Here is a 21,947-nt window from a genome sequence, read left to right as displayed (position 1 = left end):
GCAGTACCCGACAATGTTCCCCACTGGTGTACAAGAGGAACCGGGCCCTCGCTGCTACAATTCTGGGCGTCGGCAGCTGCAACGGAACCCGACCAAGGTCGTACTTTGTCACGATACACCTCTGCAATTTCAGGAATTCCCGCATGACTCGCGTTCTTGTTTCCCTGGGAATCGCCCTGCTGCTACTCATCGCGGCGGGATACATCTATTTTTCCGGCAAGGAAGTGGAATTGCGGATCAGCGAGGCGCAGATTCTGGAGACACTGGAAAGCAACCTGCCGCTTACCCGCACTTACCTGGTGATTTTTGACCTGACGCTGGATAACCCTCGAATCGCCCTGAATGCCGAAACCGGCAGGGTCAACGCAGGGCTAGATATCACGCTCGACATCAAGTCCCGGGAGGGAAGTAAAGGCTATCGCGGGGCCGCGGATGTGTCCGGGGTGCCGTCATTCGTAGCGGAAAACGGGGAGTTCTACCTTCAGCAGATAGTCGTGGAAAACCTGGAAATCGAGGGCATGGACGACAAGCAACTGGCACGGGCCCGCAACGCCGTACAGGTGGCACTGACCGAGTACTACCGCAACCATCCCATCTACCGCCTGAAAGACAACAGTGCTCGCCAGCGGCTGGCGCGCATGGCCCTGAAGGACATCAATATCGAGGGCAATGAGCTGGTGGTTACCCTCGGGCTCTAGGTGGCACCACCTCTGCCGCCGACATCTTGCGGATCAGGAAACTGCTGGTGGTGCCCTGTAGCAGCAGTGAAAACAGCACCACCCCGAAAACCATCGACTGCACCGTGTACCAGTAGGGCAGGTTGGTGGGCAGGGACAACACCAGCGCCAGGGCAATGACGCCGCGTAGCCCACCCCAGCTCAGCAGCACTCGCCAGGGCTTGGGAATCGGGGGCCCCACAAAGCCGCTCAAAGGTGCCACCAGGAAGATCGCCAGAGCCCGCGCACCCACCGCCGCGGCGATTGCGATCAGCATCGACAGCCAGTGGCTGGCAAACATGCCAGGGGTGATTACCAGCCCCATAATCACGAAGATGAGTGCGCTGAACAGCAGCGCCAGCCACTCCCAGGTGGGACCCGCATCGGACAGGTAGGTCTCTTCCTGTTCACGCAGGCATGTGCGCGCAACGATGGCGCAGACCATCACCGCCAGGATCCCTGACACGTGGACCACATGCTCCGCCAGGTAAAAGGTACCGAAGGCGGAAAGTACCAGGGTGACAAGTGCTGCGCCGGCAGAGCGCAGGAACAGCACCACAATCGCGGTTACCAGCCCGCACAGCAATCCCAGCGCCAGGCCACCAAAAAAAATCACCGCAAAATACAACGCGACCGTACCCGCACCGGCAAGTGGCTCGCCGGTTGCCGTCGCGCCCTCCATGACACTGTGGGAAGCCACCCCGAGGACCAGCGAGAACAGTACGATGGCGGCGGCGTCGTTGAACAGGCTCTCGCCTTCCACCAGCGTCAACAATTCCTCGTCCGCACCGGACTGGCGCAGGCGGTTGATTACAGCGACCGGGTCGGTCGCGGCCAGGATGGCGCCGGTCAGGAAAGCCGCGATCCAGGGAAAACCGGGGTGGTCGATCCCGTAGTAGAGGAGCAGGCCGACCAGCAGGGCTGTGATCACTGCGCCCAGGGTGGCGAGCAGCAGGATTGGGCCAATCCAGCGTTTCAGCAGCGATGGCTCGATACGCCAGGCCGCCTCGAAAATCAGCACCGGCAGTATGACGAAGAACACCAGCTGGTGCAGGTTGTCCGCGCGGATACCGGTATCGAAATCAATCACCGGCAACAGCATCCCGGCCAACACCCCGGCCACCAGGCAACCGAGTGTGTTATCCGTGCGCAGCACCCGCGCCAGCCCCAGGCCCACCACCGCGGCCACCGCCATATACAGTCCCTGCCCCACCAGGGTGGTTACGCCGTCCACTATTCCACCCCCCGGTCGCTGGCAATTACCGACTTGGGCTTGACCGCCGGCACCAGCTCGCTGAGGGGTACCGCCACGCCACGTTCGTTGATCACCTCCACATGGTGGCGGCGCAACTGGCGCGGCTCCGCCACACCGCAGGAGTGGGCGATATAGCCCACTTCATAGGCCATATTGCGCGCGTAGTTATAGACCCGCTCCGCCTTGTCCACCGGATCCAGTCCCTGCTGCAGGTCCGGGTTGTGGGTGGTTACCCCTGTCGGGCAGGTGTTCTTGTTGCACTGCATCGCCTGGATACAGCCCAGTGAGAACATAAAGCCGCGCCCGCAGTTGACGAAATCCGCCCCCATCGCCAGGGCCCAGGCCACCATGGACGGAGTCAGTAACTTGCCGGCACAGATCACCTTGATGCGATCGCGCAACCCGTACTGGTCCAGCAGGTCCACCACCAGTGGCAGGCTGCGGTTCAGCGGCAGCCCCATGTAATCCATCAGGCTCTGCGGCGCCGCGCCGCTGCCGCCATCGGCGCTGTCGACGGTAATAAAATCCGGCGCGCTTTCCGGGCCGCGCCGCTGGATCGCCTCGCACATCTGGTGCAGCCAGTCACTGGTACCGATCACGCACTTGAACCCGGTGGGCTTGCCGCTCACCTCGCGAATATGCACCAGCATATCCAGCAGGCCGTCCACGTCCCCGAACTCCGGGTGCGCATTGGGACTGATGGAGTCCTGCCCCTCGGGAATACCACGGATGTGCGCGATCTCCGCGGTGACCTTGATCCCCGGGAGGATACCGCCCTTGCCAGGCTTGGCACCCTGGGACAGCTTCAGCTCGAACATGCGCACCTGCTCGTGGGCAGCCACAGCTGCCAGTTTCTCGTCTGACAGGCAGCCCTCGGCATCGCGCACGCCGTATTTTGCCGTGCCGATCTGGAAGACCACGTCACAACCGCCTTCCAGGTGTTCCGGCGCCAGGCCACCCTCGCCGGTGTTGAGCCAGATTCCCGCCCTGGCCGCACCGTGGGACAGCGCCCTCACCGCAGGTACCGACAGGGCACCAAAGCTCATGCCGGAGATATTGAAGAAGGAACTGGTGGTGTAAGGCTGGGCGGCGTAGCCCTCCCCCACTGTCACCGGCGTCGGGGGCACGGCGTCTTTTTCCAGAGTGGGAAAGGGATGGTTCAGGAACAGGACATCACCGGGCTGGTTCAGCGGCCGGGTCGAACCAAACGCCAGGGTGGAGTCCACGTTCTTGGCCGCACGGTAGACCCAGCTGCGCTGGGCGCGATTGAAGGGCAGCTCCTCCCGGTCCAGGGCAAAGAAATACTGGCGAAAGAATTCGCCCAGGTGCTCAAACTTGTACCGCAGGTGCCCGATTACCGGGTAATTGCGCCGGATGGCATGCTTGGTCTGGCTGACATCGGACAGGTAGACGTAGATGACATAGAGCAGCAGGACCACCAGTGCGAACGCGAACAACAGCGCAAAAACCTGTAAAACCTGCACCACAAAGGCGCGGATAGCATCGACTACGTCTAGATCCATGGCCCACTTCCGGTTATGACTGTCTTGCGCTTCATTGTATGCCTTGCGGGTCACACTTGCATGTACCTGCCCGCCCGCCATAAACTGTACATTTATACAGTAAACAAAACCCTGAATCCCAGATGGCAAACGAAGATCCTTCCAACCCCTTGCAGGTCCGCACCGGCCGCGGCGTAGCCAGCAACCTGGCTGGCCGCTTTGTGCCGCAGGCCAGCACCCGCGAGAGCGACGGCTGGGAGATAGAACCGGAACCGCTGGAGCGACTGCTGACAGAGGCCATCGAGGAAAAGGCCAGGTCGATCATTGCCACCAATAACTCACCGGACCTGCCCTTCAGCCAGTCGATCAACCCCTACCGGGGCTGTGAGCATGGCTGTGTCTACTGCTATGCGCGTCCGGCCCATGCCTACGTGGACCTGTCACCAGGGCTGGATTTCGAGAGCCGGCTGTTCTTCAAGGCCAATGCTGCCGGGTTACTGGAACAGGCCCTGCGCAAACCCAGTTACCGGTGCTCACCCATCGCGCTGGGCTCCAACACCGATCCCTACCAGCCGCTGGAAAAACAGAAGCGCATCACCCGGCAGCTGCTTGAAGTGATGCAGCGCTTCCAGCAGCCGGTCACCATCGTCACCAAGGGCCAGCTGGTCCTGCGCGACCTGCCGCTGCTGGCGGAAATGGCGCAGGACAACCTGTGCCATGTGGCCATCAGCGTAACTACCCTGGACAGGGAACTGAAGCGAAAGCTGGAGCCGCGCACCGCCGGCCCGACAGCACGCCTGCGCACACTGGAGGCACTGTCGGCCGCCGGGATCCCCACCGCGGTCATGGCCGCGCCGATGATTCCGGCACTGAACGACAGCGAACTGGAGGCAATCCTGCAGGCAGCGGTCGATGCGGGAGCCTCACAGGCTGCTTATATCCTGCTGCGGCTGCCCCACGAAGTGGCGCCACTGTTTCGCCAGTGGCTGCAGGTACATTACCCGCAGCGTGCTGCACACGTGATGAGCATCGTGCAGCAGAGCCGCGGCGGCCGGGATTACCAGAGTGACTTTTCCCAGCGCCAGACCGGTACCGGAGTCTTCGCACAGCTGTTGCAACAGCGCTTTCGCGTGGCAATCAAGAGGCTGGGACTAAACCGGCGCAGACTGAAACTGGACTGCAACCGCTTTCAGCCGCCGGCCGCACCCGGGGACCAGGGGGACCTGTTCAGTCTCTAGGCGGGCAGAGGATCTCAGAGAATGGGTACAGGGGGGAGGCAACCCGACGGGCACCGCGACCGCCATGAATGAAAAAGGCGATGCAATGCATCGCCTTTTTCCTATCGGGCCGGGGAGTCAAACTCCCCCGTTAAGGTTAAAGGGGGACCGCGCTAGCGCGTCTCGCCGCTGTCAGCCAGTTGACCGGCTGTCATCTCGGCACCGGCACTGAATCCCGGTGAGGTCTCCCCCGCATATTCCGGAAATCCGGCGCGAGCGGAAACTACCTTCTCGCCGGGCACCGTGGTGTCAGTCACCAGCAGCCCCTTGACCACCTGCCAGGCCACCGCCAACGCGCCGACGATAAATACCACGTCGCCGATAGTGCGCACCCAGCGCAGCGTCTGCAGCAGGCCGCCCTGCATAAAGCCCTCGCTACGCGCATACCAGAGTCCCTCGGAGGCGCTGGCAACAAACTGGATGATGCCGACCGGCAGCAGGCTGGTGAACAGCATCAGCACCAGGCCCCCGTTCAGCCACCAGAAGGCGGTTTTCATCAGCTTCTCGTCAAATAGCAGGGATGGACGGATATAGCGCAGCACCAGCAGGGTGAAGCCGAGCGCGAGGAAACCATAGACCCCGAACAGTGCCGCGTGGGCATGGGTGGCGGTGGTATTCAGGCCCTGCACATAGTAGAGCGCGATCGGCGGGTTGATGGAGAAGCCCAGCACGCCGGCACCCAGCATGTTCCAGAAGGCCACGGCGACGAAGAACATCAGCGGCCACTTCAGCTGCTGCATCCAGGGCGCGCGGCTCTTGAGGCTGTAATGCTCCCAGGCTTCGTAACCCAGCACGATCAGCGGTACCACCTCGAGCGCACTGAAAGTCGCCCCTACCGCCATCACCGGGGTGGTGGTGCCGGAAAAGTACAGGTGGTGGAAGGTGCCCGGTATGCCACCCAGCATGAACAGCGAGGCGGAACCCAATGCAGCAACAGTGGCCATGCGCTTGGACACCAGCCCCATGCTGCAGAAGATGAACGCCAGCGCCGCAGTGGCAAAGACCTCGAAGAAACCCTCTACCCACAGGTGCACGATCCACCAGCGCCAGTACTCCATGATGGAGATATGGGTCTTCTCGCCGTAGAAGAAGCCGGCACCGTAGAAGAGGCCGATGGCGATTACCGACGCCGTCAGCAGGGCAAGCAGGTGCTTGTCACCCGGCTGGCGCAGCGCCGGCACGATGGCGCGGAGCATTAGCACCAGCCAGAAGGCCACACCGGTGAACTTGCCGATCTGCCACAGGCGGCCAAGGTCCACGTACTCGTAGCCCTGGTGTCCCAGCCAGAAACTCCACTCGGGCGGCATCACCTGGGCGATGGCCAGGTAGTTGCCGATAAACGAGCCCGCGACCACCGCCACCAGGGCCCAGAACAGGATATCCACACCAAGCTTCTGGTATTTCGGGTCGCGCCCGCCATTGATGATTGGCGCCAGGAACAGGCCCGCGGCGAGAAAGCCCGTGGCGATCCAGAACAGCGCCGACTGGATGTGCCAGGTGCGCACCAGGCTATAGGGGAACCACTTCGATGTATCTATCCCGTAAAAGCCCTGCCCCTCTACCGTGTAGTGGGCAGTAAAGCCGCCCAGGAAAACCTGGAAAGTGAACAGGGCCACCACGATAAACAGGTATTTGCCCAGTGCCCGTTGCGAAGGCGTGAGGGCGAAGCTGGTGAGGGGATCGGTGGCGGGCGCTACGGGGTTCTCCTCGTCCTTGCTGCGGGCAAAAGACCAGGCCCACACCAGGCCGCCGATGCCGGCGATCAGCAGCACCACGCTGACAATGGACCAGACGACATTTTCCGCGGTCGGCACATTGTCGATCAGCGGCTCGTGGGGCCAGTTGTTGGTATAGGTTGCCTCACCCGGGGTCCGCTCGGTCGCCGCGGCCCACGCTGTCCAGAAGAAGAACTCTGTCAGTCGCTCGCGACGCTCCGCACTCGGCAGCGTGGCCTCCTTCATGGCGTAACTGCTGCGCGTCTGCTGCAGCTCCGGCGCATCGCCGAACAGGCGGTGATAGTACCCCGCAGTGGCGCGGATGGCCTCAACCCGCCTTTCGGAGAGCACCAGCTTACCGGTCTGCGGGTCGAAGCTGTTGCTGCGGTAGGCCCGCTTCAGTTCGTACTGCAGGGCATTCTGCTGCGCGCCGTCCAGCTCATCGTAAGGCTTGCCGTAATTGTCCTGCGCCGCCAGGTCGAGCCAGTTCACCAGCTCCCGGTGCAGCCAGTCGGCAGTCCAGTCCGGCGCCTGGTAGGCACCGTGGCCCCACACCGAGCCCAGCTGCATCCCCCCCACCGACTGCCATGCAGTCTGGCCGTCAAGGATACTCTCCCGCGTCATCAATACCGTGCCCTCTTCGGACACCACCTGGTCCGGGATTGGCGGCGCAGCGCGGTAGACCTCCTTACCGAAATAGCCCAGGATCCCGAAGGTCACTGCGAGGATCGCAATCAGCGTCCACCACAGCTTGTAATACTGCTTCATGATTTCCCCCTAAGCCCCTTATGCGCGCGGGCTTGTGCTCTGTGTACTCTGTAAATTGCGTGCAAAAAGAATGTCGTTTTCGAGCCGGATATGCTCCTGCAGGTCGGCCTTGAAGGCCTCCAACCCCCGGTAGAGGGCGCGCCAGGTATTGCATGCGCCCGCCGGCGTGGTGATGCCATCAGTCAGGCGATCGATCTCCCCGATTGAGGCGGCATGCTCGTCGTGCTCGTGCAACATCACCTGGATTGGGCCGGCGGCCATACCGCCCTGCCCCCGGGCCAGCATGGGAAACAGGATCTGCTCCTCCTTGGCCATGTGCTGTTCAAGCTCGCGGGACATCTGCTGCAGGTGCGCCGCCAGCCCTCGCGGGCACTGCGGCTTGTCGCCATGGACCGCCTCCACCCGGTCGGCGAGCCGCTGCAGCTCGGCCAGCTGCTCGCGATGCACCTGGTGAAAGCGCTCGAGCAGGTGGCTGATCAGTTCCGCATCGCTGGCCTGTCCCCAGTCCCGGGATTCTTCCTGCCGGCTCGCAAGGCGGGACAGCTCGGCGAGGATCGCGTCCCCATCCAGCCCCTCCGCCCTGATTGCCTGGCCCAGCGGCCTGTCACCCCCGCAGCAGAAACTCAGCCCCCGTCGGTTAAACACCGCACTGGCACCGGGGATGTCCCGGGCCAGCTGCTCGAGGGGCACGTCAAGAAAGTTCATCAGAGTCTCCCATTACCCATTAACTCTTTCTGGTAGGTGCGGGGTTACCCCGCAAAGAAGCATTTTAAATACATCTTTAAGGCGGATTGTAGCCACCACTCATTAAGATGTAAACTGTATGCATCTTATGAATTGAGTGATCGCATGACGCCCATGTTGATGAGTTACCGGGAACGGGGGGTGCGCAAGAGGTTCTACCTGCTCTGTGCCTGGCTCTGCCTGGCACTTGCAGTAGCCGGGGCCTTCCTGCCGCTGTTGCCAACGACACCGTTTCTGCTGTGCTGCGTGTGGCTCAGCGTCAAGGCAGATTCCGGCCTGGCCCACTGGCTCGTGAATCACCGCCGCTTCGGGCCACCCATCCGTCGCTGGCAGAGCGAGCGGACCCTGGCGCGCTCCACCAAGTGGCTGGCCACAACCATGATCACGGCAAACTGGCTGCTGCTGTGGGTCCTGGACGCCAGCCTGCCCCTGCTGGCAGCGCTCGCCGCCGGTTTCTGCGCGGCACTGGCAATCATCTGGCGCATTCCCACCGCCCGGCCGGGCACCGGAACCCGGGAGAGTGAAGCATGAATATCACCCGCTACACCGACTATTCGCTGCGCATCCTGATTTACCTGGCAGTGCACAGGGAGGGCCTGTGTACCATCTCGGAAATCGCCGACAGCTACGGGATCTCCAAGAATCACCTGATGAAAATTGTTCAGGAGTTGAACGCCAGGGGATACATACAGGCGGTACGGGGCAAGAATGGTGGCCTGCGTCTCAAGCAGGAGCCGGTGGAGATCAATATCGGCAAGCTGGTGCGCGAAACCGAGGACGAAAGCCGGATGGTGGAATGTTTCGGCAGCAACAACCAGTGCGTAATCACACCAGCTTGCCAGCTCAAGGTAATTCTCGGCCGGGCACTCGAGAGCTTTTTCGCTACGCTCGAGGAATACACCCTGGAGGACCTGGTGGGTGGCGGGCAGGGGCCGGTGCTCGCGGAGCTGTTGGATATCAAGGACGCCGCGAGGAATCGGTAGCGCCACCAGCATGACGGAAAAACGCCGCGGGAGCTACGGAAACTCTTCCTGCAAGTTCACGCCACAGGCCGCTCAGCGGGCATACGTGCTACGTTGAATTCGCGAGCGTAAATGGAGAGAAGACAGGGTGCGGCGCCGGGTAGCAGAGTAAAGAGAAGGGAAAGGGAAAGGGAAAAAAGCGGCCCCGATCACTGCAGGCATGGGGTGGGAACCTGCAGGGAATTAACCGGGGCCCAAGGGGTTACAGGGAAATCCAGGGTAAAAATCTAAATAACCACTGCGCGAAAACTGGTTGTAAACTGCCGTGGCTTACCGCCACTGGCTCATCTCGTAGCCAAAACCTTCCGGCTCAGATACTGCCGGCCCGGTGAAGGCCAGCGCCGTAAGGAAGGCGATGAAGGTCGTAAACAAAGCTCGCTTGCACGTCGCAAAAAAAACTCGCTTGCACATAGTCGTGTCCTCACCGTCAGGCCGGGTCGCTGTCCGGTCGCGGGCAAATCTGTGTCAGCGCCCCGGCACTACACCCCGGGGCTGGTCATCCGTCAGGCAACGCTTGCTGCCCGAGTAAGTGGCTGAGATCCGGTGTAGGCTGGCATCCACCACGAAGGCCCGCAGCCCGGCTGCCGGTAACCGCATCCATTCACCGGCGGTCTTTTTCAATCTACTCATGGCAACACTCCCGAAAGCTCTCCTGGTTGTTACACCGGCCCTCTTGACCCGGCCGCGACAGCCAGCCATCCTTGCCTGAACCTTGCGGCCGCCGGGGAGATCGGGGAACCTCTGGATACTTCCATGGCCTCTCTGCAGGTCCTGAAGCGTGCAGATGCAAGACGCAACTCGCAGTGAATGGCCCTAGTCATTTGCCAGGGCTGCAACGCCGCAGATGCTCGCTTCAGGGCCTGCCCTACGGGGCGTTCAGGCGAGCCCGCACTCTGCGTTGCAGCCGCTTGACGGGCAACCAGCCCGCCATCGCGACTGCGCCTTGATTGCGACCCCGCCTGAATGCCAGAGAGGCCATGGAAGTATCCAGAGGTTCCCTAACCCCGCCGCTGTCAGCGGGTCAGTCCATGCAGGCTATTCTGCCGATTCCAGCCCGCAGTCGATATCAGATAAGTGGTCGATCATTGCCTGAAACTCCATGGGTATGGTGTTTGTGGCAAGCAAAAGCTTCTTAGCCAGTAGCGGGCGGTTATAAGGTGCTGCCGCCGGGCCAGTGCACCTCTCCCATTCCGCTGGCCGATGATGGAAAATAGCCGCAAGCTAACCCGTGGAAATGTATTTTGAGTGACTGGTCCCTCTACCTGATCCGCACTGCCGCCGGCACCCTGTACACAGGGATCACCACCGATGTGGAGCGACGCTTTGCCGAGCACGACGCCGGTGGAGCCAGGGCGGCCAAGGCCCTGCGGGGGCGCGGGCCGCTGTCACTGGCCTTCCAGTGTGGCGCCGCGGACAAGTCAGCGGCGCTGCGGCTGGAGGCGCGGATCAAGAAGTGGCCGCGACGCTGGAAGGAGGAGTTGATCCGCGGCGACCGTTCCCTGCCGGAGATTGAATCCGGCGCGGAGATGACAGAGGAGGACGGTACTGGTGGTTGAGCACCCGGGTTTAACTACCGGGGGATAACTTTTTCGGGGATGGACTTTCGGGATAGTGCGTCAGCTGTCTTCGCCCTGCCCCGAATCCCGCCCGGACTTGTTACCGGCACCATCACCACTGGCGCCGCGCGCATAGGCACGGGCGATATGGCGCAGGCTGGTCATCTGGTGGGAGAAGTTGCGGCAGGCGCCGCAGATCATCAGGTGCAGCCGCAGGGCCAGGCGCTCGCCCCCGTCAAGCTGCCTCTCCTGTGCTTCCGAAAGTAGCCTGGTGACTTCTCGACAGCTCTTCACGCTTCTCCTCCCCGGTCCTGCCCACGGGCAAACCAGTTATTCTCCAGGCACTCGCGCAGCCGCAGGCGGGCCCGGTGCAGGGTGACATTCAGGTTACTCACGGTGATCTCCACCGCCGCGCAGATTTCATGGCTCTCCAGCTCGATAAACTCCCGCATCATGAAGACCCGCGCCTGGCGTCCCGGCAGGTGATCCAGGCAGGCCTCGAAGATACGCCAGAACTCGCGGTCATCCACGGCGGCTTCCGGGTCCGCCCACTTCGCCGGTCGCTCCTCGGCGCGCCAGTGCCCCCGCTTGTTGAACAGCTCGTCCAGGTCGCTCTCCTCGGCATCCGCACGCAGCAGGCTGTCCGCCTCTACATAGCGGCTACGCTGGCGCAGCACATCGGCAATCTTGTTCTTCAGGATCGCGAACACCCAGGTTTTCAGTGCCGCGCGGCCACCGAAGGAACGGGCATTCTTAAGCGCCCCGACCAGGGCTTCCTGCACCGCGTCCTCCGCCAGGTGCGGGTCTCCCAGCTGCAGGGTGGCAAACCGCTGCATCTGGTGGCGCAGCTCCTCCAGGTATCCCGGATCGGTCAGGGGTCCGGTATCTTCCCCCGCTTGTCCCGGAGCGGGACCTCGCGCCGTCTGCTCGCTCAATTGCTCTCTCCCGAATCTGTGGCCCGGTACGCTGATGCGCTGGCGCCCTGCAACCCCGGAGTTACCACTCTGTCGCAGGTGCCGGTGGATTTGTTACAACCCGGTGAAACCTTGCGGCCGCAAACGCCGCCACCGGCACTGGTCGCAGTTGCCGGCGTCACCAGGGTATCTCTGTACCATCGTAATTGATGAAGTGACCGCTTTGCTCCGGGCCGGCGCCCAGCATTACCTTTCTCAACCCGGCAACGCTTTCCTCCGCTGAAATCAGGGCATTGGGGCCACCCATATCCGTCTGCACCCAGCCCGGGTGCAGGGCGAGCACAGTGATCCCGCGCTCGCGCAGGTCAACGGAGAGACTCTTGACCACCTGGTTGACTGCGGTTTTGGAGGTCCGATAGATATACCCGCCCCCGGAGCTGTTGTCGGCGATACTGCCCACTTTGCTGGACAGCACCGCAATCACCTTGCGCTCGCCCCGGGCGACATTGTCGCAGAAGGTCTCTGCCAGCATGTAGGGGGCGATGGTGTTGGCCTCCAGTACCTTGCGCCACTCGTCTCGATCGACACGGCCGAACAGGCTCCCCTTGGGCCCGTAGTAGCCGGCATTGCTGACCAGGATATCGATCGGCTGGTCTCCCAGTGTCTCCGCCAGCTGCGCCATCTGCCGGTAATCGGTGACATCCAGGCAGTGGACCTCCAGCTGCGGGTACTGCTGCTCCAGGGCGCGCAGTTCATCGGCACAGGCCTTATCGCGGCAGGTGGCGAAGACCCGCCAGCCATCCTCGGAGAACTGGCGGGTCATCTCCAGGCCAATACCGCGATTGCAGCCAGTGATTAGTACGGTGCCGGGCATAACGACTCCTTCGTGTTATTCTTGCCCGCCAATCATAACAAGCTTGCGGAAATGTATTACTCACTGGGCGATCTACTCTGGGTATTCCTGCTGGTGCTGGTGGGCTGGTACTTCTGGGCCGGGATGGCGGCCAAGGAGCTGGCGCGCCGGGCTGCGGCCTCCCATTGCCGGCAGCTGGGCGTGCAGTTGCTGGACGACACCGTGATGCTGGTACGCACACGGCTGCGGCGCAACCGGCGCGGCCACCTGGCGCTGCAACGGCAGTATGAATTCGAGTTCACCTCCACCGGCGAGCGCCGCTACAGCGGCATCGCCGTGCTGCACGGCAATCGGGTGGAGCAACTGCAACTGTCACCCCACCACCTCGCCTGAGCAGTAACTGGAACGGAATCATGCAACGCGGAATCTATCGCCACTATAAAGGCAATCTCTACGAACTGATGGAAGTGGGCACTCACAGCGAGACCGGCGAGCGGCTCGCAGTATACCGGGCCCTGTACGGTGATTACGGGGTCTGGGTGCGGCCATTGGCCATGTTTGCCGAGACTGTCGACCGGAACGGCGAGTCCCAGCCCCGCTTCGCCCTGGTCAGGGCATTTGACTAGTCGGTTACCGCGCCAGTAATGTTGCGTTCCTCTCGTGGAGTATTGTGACGGCAATCTTGCTGTCAGGTTGCAACGGACCAGCACGCGCCAATGCGCGCAATTCCCGCCCCCGAAGTACCCCGGCACGGATTCCGGGTCAGTAACTGATACGACAACACAACCAGCAAGTGAATAAGGTCACTCGGTGAACGACAAAAAAATAATGATCTATGGTGCCAACGGCTATACGGGGGAACTGATCGCCCGCGCCGCCGTGGCCAAGGGATATCGGCCGATCCTGGCCGGCCGCAACGCGAAGAAACTGCAACCGTTGTCGGAAGAGCTGGGCCTGCCGGCAATTGCTGTCAGCCTGGAGGACAGCGATACCCTGGAGCGCATGCTGCAGGATATCGATGTGGTTATCCACTGCGCCGGGCCCTTTTCCACTACGGCCGAACCCATGATGCGCGCCTGTATTGCCACCGGCACCCACTACCAGGATATTACCGGCGAAATGCAGGTTTACCAGCAGGCCAATGACCTGCACGGCGAGGCCCGGTCCGCCGGTGTGGTTCTCTGCCCCGGCACCGGTTTCGATGTTATCCCCACCGACTGCCTGGCGGCAGCATTGCACCATGCCATCCCCACCGCCACCCACCTCACCCTGGGATTCGACTCGGATTCCGGCCTGAGCCCGGGCACCGCCAAAACCTCCATCGAGAGCCTGGGTGTGGGCAGCGCCGTGCGGCGCCAGGGCAAGGTAGAGATCATCGATCACGCCGAGCTGACACGCAAAATTGATTTTGGCCGCGGCGAGAAATTCGCCGTCGCCATCCCCTGGGGCGACGTGGTAACGGCTTACTACACCACCCAGATACCCAATATCGAAGTCTATATTCCCATGAGCCCGCGCCGGGCCAAGAAGCTCAAGCGCCTGAACAAGCTGCGCTGGCTGCTGCGCATGGAGTGGGTGCAGGACTGGCTCAAGGGCAAGGTGGACAAGTCGGTGCAGGGCCCCGATGAAGAGAAGCGCGCGGAACAGCAGACGTGGGTCTGGGGCGAGGTACGCAACGACCGCCGCGGCGAACGGAAGATCGGCCGGGTGGTTACTGCCAACGGCTACGATGTCACCGTGCACGGTTCCCTGGCGGTGATGGAGCACCTGCTTTCCTATGACGGCCCGGGCGGCTATTACACCCCGTCAAAACTCTGCGGATCAGAACTGGTGGAGAAGCTGCCGGGATCCGGCACCATCAAGATCGGTATCGACTGATTCCACCGGCGGCAACACCTGCCCCGCTGTCGCGCCCGGCTGCGGGGCCCCTCTCCCTGCAGAGGGGCCCGCTCACGTCCTGCCACGGCATATTTCACAGTCCTGACATCAATCGGTCAATTCCGCGCAATACAGCCTTCGTAACTTGGCTGCATGCGAAGCTTACCTGTCACCCTGAAAACAATCGACGTGTCCCTGGTGCTGCATATGGCAGACCGGGCGACAAGGCCGGCCTCACGCAGGAACTACCTGTGGTTATCCCGCTCGGCAGACGGCTGGCTTTACCTGGTCTCGCCGCTGGTGGTCGCCCTTTTCAACACTACCGCCGCCGCGTTGCAGTTTTTCTACGTCTGCGGCACGGCCTACGCACTCGAGCGGTCGCTGTACTGGACCATCAAGAACACCACGCGCCGGTTGCGACCGCCGCAGGCGATTCCCGGCATGCGCTCGGTGATCGTCGCCCACGACCGTTTCAGCCTGCCCTCCGGGCACACCTCCGGAGCCTTCCTGTTTATCACGGTGCTGTCCCAGGCGGTGAACCCGCTATGGTTACTGGGCTATTTCTGGGCTGCCGGGGTCGGGACTTCCCGCGTGGGTCTGGGCGTGCACTTTCCAACTGATGTCTGCGCCGGTGCCGCCCTCGGCACCAGTGTCGGCCTGTTAGTCTGCGGAGCTGTTCTGTGAAAATCCTCTACGGTGTCCAGGGCACCGGTAACGGCCATATTTCCCGCGCCCGCGCCATGGCCAGGGCCTTCGAAAATCATCCCGAGCTGGAAATACAGTGGCTCTTTTCCGGCCGCCCCCCGGAGAAACTCTTCCGCATGGAAGCATTCGGGGAATTCTGGTGGCGCGAGGGACTGACCTTTGTCAACCGCAAGGGCCGCATCGACCAGCTGGCTACGGTGCGCCAGTTGCACCCGCGCCGGCTGTGGAAGGATATCGCCAGCCTGCCCGTGCAGGATTTTGACCTGGTGATCAGCGACTTCGAGCCGGTTACCGCCTGGGCGGCAAAGCGCCACGGCGTACCCAGCCTGGGCATGGGGCACCAGTATGCGTTCAATTTCCCCATTCCCGCGCCCCGCTTCGGCTGGATGGCCCGCGGCATCATGCGTGCCTTTGCACCGGTGCAGCAAAGCCTGGGGATGCACTGGCACCATTTCGGTCACCCGATCCTGCCGCCCATCGCCCGCCCCCACGGCAAGGAAGAAAGCGGTGAGCATATCCTTGTCTACCTGCCGTTTGAGCACCACGAGCCCCTGGTGAAGCAGCTGGGCAGCCTGCCCTACCCGATCATTGCCTACGGCCTGCCCACCGATATGAAAGTGGCGGACAATATCCAGTTAAAAGCACCGGCGATCGAGGAATTCCAGCAGGATGTGGCCAGCGCCCGCGCCGTAATCTGCAACAGCGGGTTTGAGCTGATCGCCGAAACGCTGACCCTGGGCAAGCCGATCCTCACCCGCCCGCTGGCGGGCCAGTTCGAGCAGGAGGCCAACGCCATGGCGCTGGAGCAACTGCAGCTGGCCACCGTGGTTGAGCGGGTCGACGCGGCAACGATCCGCGCCTGGCTGGACAGCAACCCGGCCGGGGCACAGATCCAGTGGCCGGACGTAGCCGCCAGCATTGCACGCTGGCTGGCGGAGGGCCGGCGCGAATCCCGGGAGGCGCTGGTCGGGGAGCTGTGGCGACAGGTTCTGCCCGGCAACGAAACCGAGCGCCTGCCGGTCGGTGACCTGGCAGAATAAGTCTTTACAGTCCCTGCCTGCCCCGCCCCTGGTAAATAAAGGCCGCCGGGATTAGCGCAAAGGTCATTGCAGCGTTTCCCCGGCAACGGTCTACTGACTGGCAAGATCCACAGTCACGGACCAACGGGGTAGTCATGACCGCGCAATTGCTCAACGAACGCGATATCGATTTCCTGCTGTACGAGTTTCTCGACACACTGAAACTGCTCCAGCGCCCCCGCTACAGCGAGCACTCCGAAGACACCTTCCGAGCCACCCTGCAGACCGCGCGCACCGTGGCGGAAAAGTTTTTCGCCAACCACAATGCCCGTGGCGATGCCCACGAACCCACTTTCGACGGCGAGCGGGTGCACCTGGTGGAGGAAACCCAGCAGGCCTGGGATGCCTTTGCCGAGGCGGGTTTCCTGGCCGCCCACCACGATTTCGGGGATGGCGGCATGCAGTTGCCGGAAGTGGTGTTGCGAACCTGCCTGGCCACCATCAGCGCCGCCAATGTGGCCTCGGCCGCCTACCCTTTCCTTACCATTGGCGCCGCGAACCTGGTGCATGCCTTCGCCAGCGACGCTCTGAAAGCGCAGTTCCTGCCGCCGATGCTGGACGGCCGCTGTGCCGGCACCATGGCACTGACGGAACCGGACCAGGGCTCGGCCCTGGCGGATATCCGCACCACCGCCGAGGAGGCCGGTGACGGCACCTACCGTATCCGCGGACAGAAAATGTATATCTCCGGCGGCGACCAGTCCCTGACAGACAATATCGTGCATATGGTGCTGGCCAGGATCAAAGGGGCCCCGGCCGGGGTAAAGGGCATCTCATTGTTTATTGTGCCCAAGGTGCTTCCCGGTCAAGACGGCCGCCCCGCACAGCCCAACGATGTGAAACTGGCGGGCCTGCTGCACAAGATGGGCTACCGCAATACCACCTCCACCGTGCTCAGTTTCGGTGAGGAAGATGGAGCCGTGGGCTACCTGGTGGGCGAGCCACACAAGGGGCTGGCCTACATGTTCCAGATGATGAACGAGGCCCGCATCGGTGTGGGTGTCGGCGCGGCAGTGCTGGGTTACCAGGGCTATAACCATTCCCTGCAGTACGCCCGCGAGCGCCCCCAGGGCCGACTGCCCTCCACTCGCGACCCGCAATCGAAACAGGTGCCGATCATCCGCCACGCGGATGTGCGGCGCATGCTGCTGGCCCAGAAGTCCTATGTGGAGGGCGGGCTGGCATTGTGCCTGTACGCCTCCTCCCTGTTCGAGGACCAGCGCACCGCAGAAACCAGCCGGGAGCGCGAGCGGGCGGCGAAACTGCTGGACCTGCTGACCCCGGTGGTAAAAAGCTGGCCGTCCCGCTATGGCCTGAAAGCCAACGAGCTGGCCATTCAGGTACTCGGCGGCGCCGGCTACACGCGGGAATACCCGCTGGAACAACTCTACCGGGACAACCGCCTCAACCCGATCCACGAGGGCACCGAGGGCATCCACGGCCTCGACCTGCTGGGACGCAAGCTGCCCATGGACCAGCTGGAGGGCTATCGCCTGTTGCAGGAGGAGATCCGCCAGACCGTGATGCAGGCGCGCGACCGCGAGGCGCTGGCACCGATGGCCGAAGCACTGGAACAGCACCTGCAGCGCCTGGACGCCACCACACTGGCACTGATGGGCCAGCTGCAGGCCGATGTCGATCGCGGCCTGGCCAACGCCACTGTCTACCTGGATGCCTTCGGGCGTGTGGTGGCGGCCTGGACCTGGCTGCGCCAGGCACTGGCTGCCGACCGGGCGCTGGACACCACCAACCGCGAGGAAGAGCGCAACTTCTACCGCGGTAAGCTGCAGGCGGCGCGCTACTACATGGAGTGGGAGCTGCCGGAAATCGTGCCGCAGCTGGCGCTGCTGGACGCTGGTAACGGGGTGCCGTTCGAGATGCGGGAAGAGTGGTTCTGAATTCGGCGGGAATGGTGCAATTCCCGTTGCTCATTGCACCCTGCGCCTGCTTCACGGTTTATGCCGGAAGCCGGGGTGCAATAAGCGCAGCGCATTACGCCATGAACCGGACCTGGCACCCAGCATAGTGGTTCAGAGATCCACGCGGATTTCCGCCCCGCCCAGGGCCGATTCCCCCACCGAGATCTCGCCCTTGTAGCTCTCGACGATATCGACCACCACCGCGAGGCCGATGCCCTGCCCCTGTTGCTGCTGGTCGGCGCGCACGCCCCGCTCGGTAACCCGTTCCCAGTAATCGGCGCTGATCCCGGGGCCGTTGTCACCCACCGTCAGCTGCAGGCTGCGGTTGTCATCGCCGTTGGCCACCCGCACGGCAATCTTGCCGTCGCCGTATTTGTAGGCGTTGTCCAGCAGGTTGCCCAGCAGTTCCATCAGGTCGCCCTCGTCACCGTAGAAGAGTGCACCGTCCGCGCAATCCACTTCCACCTCGGCCGGCTTGTCCCGGTACACCTTCTCCAGCGCGTCGAGGATCTTGCCCAGCAGCGGCCTGATCTCCACCCCGCGCAGGATCGACTTGGGTGAGCTGGCGACGGCCCGCTGCAGCTGGTAACTGATGATGCTGTCCATGCGCTGCACCTGCTCGATCAGGTTGGAGTAGGCCTCGCGCGGGTCGCGGGAAAAATTCAGGCCCTTCAGCACCGCCAGCGGCGTCTTCAGGCTGTGGGCAAGGTCGGCCAGGGTATGCCGGGTCTTCTCACGCTGGCGCCGCTCGTTCTCGATCAGCAGGTTCAGGTTGTCGGTCAGCGGTTTCAGTTCCCGTGGGAAGTTGCCCTGCAACCGGTCACTGCCACCGCGCTGCATCTCCCGCAAGGATTCCGCCACCGCCCTCAGTGGCGCGAGCCCCCAGCGCATGACCAGCCACTGGGTCACCACCAGCAACAGCGCGCCCAGGCCCAGCCAGCGCCAGATGGTGGAGCGGAACTGTTCCACCTGCGCCTGCATGGGAGCGGCATCCTCGAGCACGATAAAGGTGTAGCGCTGCTCGTTGTCCAGGCCCCAGGCGATGCCCTGGCGGAAAGTGCTGTACAGGCCGCTCTTGCCCAGGCTCATCTGCGCAAAGACCTCGCGCCCCTGTGGCAGCGGGTGCGAGGGCAGCTGGTCCATCGCCAGCGCCGATTCGGAGCGCCAGATGATGCGCCCGCGCTGGTCCGCCACTACCCCCACCAGGCCCGAGTCCGGCTGGTTAAAGCGCTGTTCCGGCAGCGCCGGCGGCAGCCGCAGGCTGTCGCCCTCCGGCTCCGCCACCGCCAGCAGGGTATAGACGTGCAACTGCAGCTCGCGCTTCTTGGCCTCGGCCAGGGAGGTGCGGTAAGCGTGCTGGAGTACCGTGGAAATCAATACGAGAAAGGCCACCAGCACGAGCGTGGTGACCAGCGAGAGCCGTCCCTTGAGGGAATTGAGCCAGGAGGAGAGCACGGATTGTCTAACCGGTTACAGCGTTTATTCGGGAGCCACGAAGCGATAACCGCGACCGCGCAGCGTCTGGATGGGGCCGGCAGCCCCGGCGGCATCGAGCTTCTTGCGCAGGCGGCCGATAAACACCTCGATCACGTTGCTGTCGCGGTCGCAGTCCTGCTCGTAAATATGCTCGGTCAGGGTCGTCTTGGAAACCACCTCATCCGGGTGCAGCATCAGGTATTCCAGAACCTTGTACTCAAACGAGGTGAGGTCCAGCTCCGCATCGTCCACCCGCACCCGCTGCGACGAGGTATCCATCACAATGGGCCCGGCCTTGATGCTGGGGGAGGAAAAACCGGCGGAGCGCCGCACCAGCGCATTCAGCCGCGCCAGCAATTCCTCGGTATGGAAAGGCTTGACCAGGTAATCATCGCCACCGGCTTCCAGCCCCTTGACCCGCTCCTGCCAGTGGCCACGGGCGGTCAGGATCAGGATGGGAAAATGCTTGTCCTCGCGGCGCAGGGTCTCGATCACCTGGATACCGTCGACGCCCGGCAGGCCCAGGTCCATCACCGCCACGTCGTAGGGAAATTCGCGGCCGTAGTACAGGGCCTCATTGCCGTCCGGGGCCTCATCCACTGTATAGCCCGCATCGCGCAGGGAATTCGCCAGCTGCTTGCGCAGCAGCTCCTCATCTTCCACCAACAGTGCGCGCATGGCTTCCCCCTCTGCTCAAATTCATTTTACCGGCGGCTCAGCGCATGATGCGGCCGCTCTGCTTATCCACGTAGACCACGTAAACCTGGCTTTTATCCGAGAGTCCCTTTACCCGGTAGGCCGGGCGACCCTTGCGGCTGGTCTCCGATACCGCCAGTATCTTGCCGCCGTAGCGGCGCTTGACCAGCGCTGCCGCCTGCTCGCGGGATATCTCGCGCTTCTGGACCTTGAGGATCCTGACCTGCAGGTGGTCCGCCTGTGCGGCCTGCGGCGCAACCACCGGCGGCACGGACGCCTGCAGGGGCGCGGCGCACAGGGCGATAAAGAGTGCCAATACAACACGCGCCTGACGGCAAAGGGCACAGATGGATTTCACGGTGCAGCTCCTGGTAGCACGTTCGCGGTACTTGCATTCAGTACCGAATTCTCTGGCAGTACTGGTTACTTCTTCGCTGGGCGTCACGGTCTCCCCGCGCACAGGCATCACCAGGCGGGGGCCACGTCGACGCGAACCCTGATTCTATCGCCAGGATGGCGATCCGTGCGAGTCAAATATTCCCGCCCATTATAACGATAGCGGACATCGTACCCGACCAGCTCGCGGCGGGTGACATATTCGTCTACAGTCTGGCAGCGCTGCTCGGTCACGTAGCGAGCATTGTTGCGGCTGCTGATGCCGTGGCCGATAGTGGCACCAATGGCGGCACCGGCGAGTGTCCGCGCATTGCGGCCGCGCCGGTGGTGCCCGGCCTTGTTGCCCACGGCCGCGCCAATCAGGCCGCCGATCAGGGTGCCGGCCGCGGAGCCGCGGCCCGGATAGGCAACCTGCTCTTCCCAGCACTGGGTGCGGGGTTCCAGTACCTGGATATCGTTGTAAACGGGAATAGCATCGGTTACGCGGGCAAAGTCGTATTCACCGCGGTCGCCGTAATAGCCACTGCCGCCGGCACTGACAGTGGCACTGAAGCCCACCAGCGCACCTACCACTACCGCAAACAGGAATTTCTTGTTCAGAAGCATGATCGGTCTCCCATTGATCATCGATGGGAGCACTTTAAGCGGGGATCACTGAATCGAACCTGAATCCGGCGGAACCCGGCCCGGGGAAAGTGGTCAGGCGTCCAGCCAGCGCCGGATCTCAAGGGCCAGGGGGCGCGGTTGCTCCAGCGGCAGCATATGGCCTGCGCCGGGCACCTCCCGCAGCGCCACATCGGGCCGCCGCTCCTGCAGGTCATCGAGCCACCCGCGCGTGACCAGTGCGTCATGCTCACCGAAACAGAAAGTCACGGGGATTGGTACATCGGCCAGCTCGCGCGCCAGGTCCGCCCGCTCACTGGTGGCACCCAGCTGTGCCACCAGGGCTTTCTCGCCCAGGCTGGCGTCCATGGCGCGCATGATAGCCGCAATGTCGTCCCGGCCCCGGTTCTCCGGCGCCAGCATGGCGGCTATTTTGCGGTCGCTGATACCACCGTAGCCATTGCGCGACACCCAGTTCAGCAGCTGCCGGCGCTGCTTCAGCTCGGTGTCCGGCAGGGCGCAGGGGGTGTTGGAACAGATAAACAGCCGCGCCACCCGCTCCGGGTGGGCGCAGGCCAGTGCCGCCGCCAGGTAGCCCCCCAGTGAGAAGCCCAGCAGGTTTACCGGCTTGTCCGGTAGCGCCGCGGCCAGCGCCCGAACCAGTGTCGCGACACTGTCACCGCCGGGGATGGCCTGGTGCCGGGGCTGCAGGGGGGCAAGTTGCGGCCACAGCGATCCCCACAGGCGTTCGTCGCACATGGTGCCCGGAATCATTACCAGTGGAGGCTGTGACGTCATGGCATCTTCCCCTAACCCGCTCCCTGCCCTGCTTTCCTGCGGCCACTCTCGGCCATTACCGCGTTGCAGTTTCCC

The 21,947-nt window shown here is 63.0% G+C and carries 24 protein-coding genes; 11 read left to right on the top strand and 13 right to left on the bottom strand.

Going from position 1 to position 21,947, the window contains the following annotated elements; genetic code table 11:
- The first annotated feature begins 143 nt into the window (after positions 1-143).
- Positions 144-698, top strand: a complete 555-nt coding sequence (locus LVE68_RS16360) for a DUF1439 domain-containing protein (RefSeq protein ID WP_232941511.1) — start codon at positions 144-146, stop codon at positions 696-698.
- Here LVE68_RS16360 and LVE68_RS16355 read toward each other — a convergent pair.
- A complete protein-coding gene (locus tag LVE68_RS16355) occupies positions 682-1,950 on the bottom strand; it encodes a cation:proton antiporter (protein WP_232941510.1) in 1,269 nt (422 codons plus the stop codon). The genes LVE68_RS16360 and LVE68_RS16355 overlap by 17 nt on opposite strands.
- The gene (locus tag LVE68_RS16350; RefSeq protein ID WP_232941509.1) at positions 1,950-3,494 is read right to left on the bottom strand and encodes an FMN-binding glutamate synthase family protein; all 1,545 of its coding nucleotides are present in this window, start codon (positions 3,492-3,494) and stop codon (positions 1,950-1,952) included. Before LVE68_RS16350 ends, LVE68_RS16355 begins: the two co-directional genes overlap by 1 nt.
- A 122-nt stretch (positions 3,495-3,616) precedes the next feature.
- Between LVE68_RS16350 and LVE68_RS16345 the strand changes: the two genes are divergently transcribed.
- Complete coding sequence (locus tag LVE68_RS16345) at positions 3,617-4,711, top strand: PA0069 family radical SAM protein (protein ID WP_232941508.1); 1,095 nt, start codon at positions 3,617-3,619, stop codon at positions 4,709-4,711.
- A 152-nt stretch (positions 4,712-4,863) separates the two neighbouring features.
- Here the strand turns inward: LVE68_RS16345 and LVE68_RS16340 are convergent, their stop codons facing one another.
- Complete coding sequence (locus LVE68_RS16340) at positions 4,864-7,233, bottom strand: nitric-oxide reductase large subunit (protein WP_232941507.1); 2,370 nt, start codon at positions 7,231-7,233, stop codon at positions 4,864-4,866.
- Positions 7,234-7,251: 18 nt separating this feature from the next.
- Entirely contained in the window at positions 7,252-7,938 is a 687-nt protein-coding gene (gene ytfE / locus LVE68_RS16335) for an iron-sulfur cluster repair protein YtfE (RefSeq protein ID WP_232941506.1), read from the bottom strand.
- 144 nt (positions 7,939-8,082) lie between these two features.
- Here ytfE and LVE68_RS16330 point away from each other — a divergent pair, with 144 nt between their 5' ends.
- Complete coding sequence (locus tag LVE68_RS16330) at positions 8,083-8,508, top strand: YbaN family protein (protein ID WP_232941505.1); 426 nt, start codon at positions 8,083-8,085, stop codon at positions 8,506-8,508.
- Entirely contained in the window at positions 8,505-8,960 is a 456-nt protein-coding gene (locus tag LVE68_RS16325) for an Rrf2 family transcriptional regulator (protein ID WP_232941504.1), read from the top strand. Before LVE68_RS16330 ends, LVE68_RS16325 begins: the two co-directional genes overlap by 4 nt.
- A 504-nt stretch (positions 8,961-9,464) precedes the next feature.
- On the opposite strand, the gene LVE68_RS16320 is transcribed toward LVE68_RS16325, so the two are convergent.
- Entirely contained in the window at positions 9,465-9,629 is a 165-nt protein-coding gene (locus tag LVE68_RS16320) for a hypothetical protein (RefSeq protein WP_232941503.1), read from the bottom strand.
- Positions 9,630-10,240: 611 nt separating this feature from the next.
- Here LVE68_RS16320 and LVE68_RS16315 point away from each other — a divergent pair.
- Positions 10,241-10,555 (top strand): GIY-YIG nuclease family protein, encoded by a 315-nt coding sequence (locus LVE68_RS16315; RefSeq protein ID WP_232941502.1) that lies wholly within the window; start codon positions 10,241-10,243, stop codon positions 10,553-10,555.
- A gap of 60 nt (positions 10,556-10,615) precedes the next feature.
- Here LVE68_RS16315 and LVE68_RS16310 read toward each other — a convergent pair whose 3' ends face one another.
- The 3 genes from LVE68_RS16310 to LVE68_RS16300 form a co-directional block, all read right to left on the bottom strand.
- Positions 10,616-10,849 (bottom strand): zf-HC2 domain-containing protein, encoded by a 234-nt coding sequence (locus tag LVE68_RS16310; RefSeq protein WP_232941501.1) that lies wholly within the window; start codon positions 10,847-10,849, stop codon positions 10,616-10,618.
- Complete coding sequence (locus LVE68_RS16305) at positions 10,846-11,490, bottom strand: RNA polymerase factor sigma-70 (protein ID WP_232941500.1); 645 nt, start codon at positions 11,488-11,490, stop codon at positions 10,846-10,848. Before LVE68_RS16305 ends, LVE68_RS16310 begins: the two co-directional genes overlap by 4 nt.
- A gap of 157 nt (positions 11,491-11,647) precedes the next feature.
- Complete coding sequence (locus tag LVE68_RS16300; protein ID WP_232941499.1) at positions 11,648-12,343, bottom strand: SDR family oxidoreductase; 696 nt, start codon at positions 12,341-12,343, stop codon at positions 11,648-11,650.
- A 51-nt stretch (positions 12,344-12,394) separates the two neighbouring features.
- Between LVE68_RS16300 and LVE68_RS16295 the strand changes: the two genes are divergently transcribed.
- The 6 genes from LVE68_RS16295 to LVE68_RS16270 all read left to right on the top strand — a co-directional run bounded on the left by LVE68_RS16295 (position 12,395) and on the right by LVE68_RS16270 (position 17,882).
- Positions 12,395-12,715: a DUF3301 domain-containing protein gene (locus tag LVE68_RS16295; RefSeq protein WP_232941498.1), complete on the top strand. Its 321-nt coding sequence runs from the start codon at positions 12,395-12,397 to the stop codon at positions 12,713-12,715.
- Between the two features lie 20 nt (positions 12,716-12,735).
- A complete protein-coding gene (locus LVE68_RS16290) occupies positions 12,736-12,948 on the top strand; it encodes a DUF1653 domain-containing protein (protein ID WP_232941497.1) in 213 nt (70 codons plus the stop codon).
- Between the two features lie 184 nt (positions 12,949-13,132).
- Positions 13,133-14,200 (top strand): saccharopine dehydrogenase family protein, encoded by a 1,068-nt coding sequence (locus LVE68_RS16285; protein ID WP_232941496.1) that lies wholly within the window; start codon positions 13,133-13,135, stop codon positions 14,198-14,200.
- 153 nt (positions 14,201-14,353) lie between these two features.
- Entirely contained in the window at positions 14,354-14,884 is a 531-nt protein-coding gene (locus LVE68_RS16280) for a phosphatase PAP2 family protein (RefSeq protein ID WP_232941495.1), read from the top strand.
- Positions 14,881-15,945, top strand: a complete 1,065-nt coding sequence (locus LVE68_RS16275) for an MJ1255/VC2487 family glycosyltransferase (RefSeq protein WP_232941494.1) — start codon at positions 14,881-14,883, stop codon at positions 15,943-15,945. The genes LVE68_RS16280 and LVE68_RS16275 overlap by 4 nt, the downstream gene beginning before the upstream one ends.
- Before the next feature lie 134 nt (positions 15,946-16,079).
- Positions 16,080-17,882 (top strand): acyl-CoA dehydrogenase, encoded by a 1,803-nt coding sequence (locus LVE68_RS16270; protein ID WP_232941493.1) that lies wholly within the window; start codon positions 16,080-16,082, stop codon positions 17,880-17,882.
- A 132-nt stretch (positions 17,883-18,014) separates the two neighbouring features.
- On the opposite strand, the gene LVE68_RS16265 is transcribed toward LVE68_RS16270, so the two are convergent.
- The 5 genes from LVE68_RS16265 to LVE68_RS16245 form a co-directional block, all read right to left on the bottom strand.
- The gene (locus LVE68_RS16265; RefSeq protein ID WP_232941492.1) at positions 18,015-19,358 is read right to left on the bottom strand and encodes an ATP-binding protein; all 1,344 of its coding nucleotides are present in this window, start codon (positions 19,356-19,358) and stop codon (positions 18,015-18,017) included.
- A gap of 24 nt (positions 19,359-19,382) precedes the next feature.
- Complete coding sequence (locus LVE68_RS16260) at positions 19,383-20,057, bottom strand: response regulator transcription factor (protein WP_232941491.1); 675 nt, start codon at positions 20,055-20,057, stop codon at positions 19,383-19,385.
- Positions 20,058-20,094: 37 nt separating this feature from the next.
- Positions 20,095-20,433: a PepSY domain-containing protein gene (locus LVE68_RS16255; protein WP_232941490.1), complete on the bottom strand. Its 339-nt coding sequence runs from the start codon at positions 20,431-20,433 to the stop codon at positions 20,095-20,097.
- Between the two features lie 107 nt (positions 20,434-20,540).
- Complete coding sequence (locus LVE68_RS16250) at positions 20,541-21,077, bottom strand: glycine zipper 2TM domain-containing protein (protein ID WP_232941489.1); 537 nt, start codon at positions 21,075-21,077, stop codon at positions 20,541-20,543.
- A 93-nt stretch (positions 21,078-21,170) separates the two neighbouring features.
- The gene (locus tag LVE68_RS16245; protein ID WP_232941488.1) at positions 21,171-21,872 is read right to left on the bottom strand and encodes an alpha/beta fold hydrolase; all 702 of its coding nucleotides are present in this window, start codon (positions 21,870-21,872) and stop codon (positions 21,171-21,173) included.
- Positions 21,873-21,947: the final 75 nt, after the last annotated feature.

The sequence above is a fragment of the Microbulbifer sp. YPW16 genome (assembly GCF_021290385.1).
GTDB lineage: Bacteria > Pseudomonadota > Gammaproteobacteria > Pseudomonadales > Cellvibrionaceae > Microbulbifer > Microbulbifer zhoushanensis.
Note: the sequence above shows the minus strand (reverse complement) of the source record. Positions and strands in the feature narration are given on the sequence as shown.